The sequence below is a fragment of the Pontibacter qinzhouensis genome (genome assembly GCF_008017455.1).
GTDB lineage: Bacteria > Bacteroidota > Bacteroidia > Cytophagales > Hymenobacteraceae > Pontibacter > Pontibacter qinzhouensis.
On the sequence record NZ_VRTY01000210.1, the window covers coordinates 1 to 1,458 of the forward strand.

Genomic DNA, 1,458 nt, shown 5'->3' on the forward strand with positions numbered 1-1,458 from the left:
TAGCGGCCCAGGTACTCCACCACACTCTCAGGTCCGGCAAAAGGACGTTTGGCATACACTACCCACTGCTTGTGGAACAGCGCGTCGACCAGGCTCCGGTCCAGCTCCGGCAGCCGCTCCTTCAACTTCTCCACATACTTTGCCCGGAAGACCAGGCTCATGGCTTTTACCGGAAAGAGGAAGCGGCCTTTGCCGCGCGCTCCTTTCCACCTGCCACTTTTGCTCAGGCCACCGCCCGGTACGATACAGTGCAGGTGGGGGTGCAGGGAGAGGGTTTGCCCCCAGGTGTGCAGCACGGCTACCATGCCCGGCCTTGCGCCCAGGTGCTTTGGGTCGCGGGCAAAGGCAAGCAGCGTCTCCCAGGCCGCCTCAAACAAAGTGTCATAGACGTGCTTTGGCTGGAGCAGGGCCAGCGGGTGGAGCGCGTCGGGCAAGGTGAAGACCAGGTGGAAGTAAGGCACGGGCAAGAGTTCCGCCTCCCGTGCCCGTATCCACTCTTCCCGCTTTCTGCCCTGGCACTTGGGGCAGTGGCGGTTGCGGCAGGAGTTATAGCTGATGCGCAGAGAGCCGCAGTCCGGGCAGGCATCCACATGGCCGCCCATGGCCGCGGTGCGGCAGCGCATGATGGCTCCCAGGGTGCGCAGCTGCCAGGAGTTGATGCCGGCGTGTTTCTCTACTGCCTGCCAGTGTTGCTCCAGCACATGGGCTACTTCGTGCCTGGCCCGCACTACCTGGCGTAGAGGGTGTCGAGGGGAGAGAAGGGTTTCCTTCTGCCGCATTGCGCCACATGCAGGTACACCATGGTGGTCTGGATGCAGGCGTGGCCCAGCAGGTCTTTGATGGAGACGATGTCGAGGCCGTCCTCGAGCAGGTGGGTGGCATAGGTGTGGCGCAGGGTGTGCACGTTCATCTCTTTGGCAATACCGGCATCTTTCCTTGCCTGCCGTACGGCCCACTGCACGCCTGCCTGTGAGTAGCGGCTGTCGAAGTCGCCACCTGCTCTGCCTTCCGGTTTTCCGTTGAAGAGCCATAGGTCGGGCTGCTCTGCGGCGATGTAGTTTTTGAGCCCGCGGATGAGCATCTGACTGAGGGGCAGGTAGCGATCCTTTTTTCCTTTTCCCTGGCGCACGTGGAGCACCTGGCGGTCGAAGTCCAGGTCCGGGAGGCGGATGTTGCGCACTTCAAAGCAGCGCAGCCCGCAGCCGTAGAGTAGGCCCAGCAGGATACGATGCTTGAGTAATTTAGGTGCCTTGAGCAGGCGCTGAACTTCCTCCCGGCTCAGCACCACGGGCAGGCGCTTGTCGGCTTTGATGGCGGGCAGTTCAATGAGTTTGTCTTTGAGGCCTTCCATGCGGAAGGCAAAGCGCAGCCCGTAGACGGTGAATTTGAAGTAGGACTCGGAAGGAGAATGGTGCTGTTGCTTTACCAGGTAGAGGTAATCATTGATCTGGTCGGGGT

The 1,458-nt window shown here is 61.2% G+C and carries 2 protein-coding genes; both read right to left on the minus strand.

Features of this window, described 5'->3' with window-relative positions; translation table 11 throughout:
• A partial coding sequence (locus FVR03_RS24085) for an IS91 family transposase (RefSeq protein ID WP_147924320.1) occupies nucleotides 1-779 on the minus strand: 779 nt, incomplete at its 3' end.
• Nucleotides 728-1,351: a tyrosine-type recombinase/integrase gene (locus tag FVR03_RS24090; protein WP_147924321.1), complete on the minus strand. Its 624-nt coding sequence runs from the start codon at nucleotides 1,349-1,351 to the stop codon at nucleotides 728-730. The genes FVR03_RS24085 and FVR03_RS24090, both read right to left, overlap by 52 nt.
• Nucleotides 1,352-1,458: the final 107 nt, after the last annotated feature.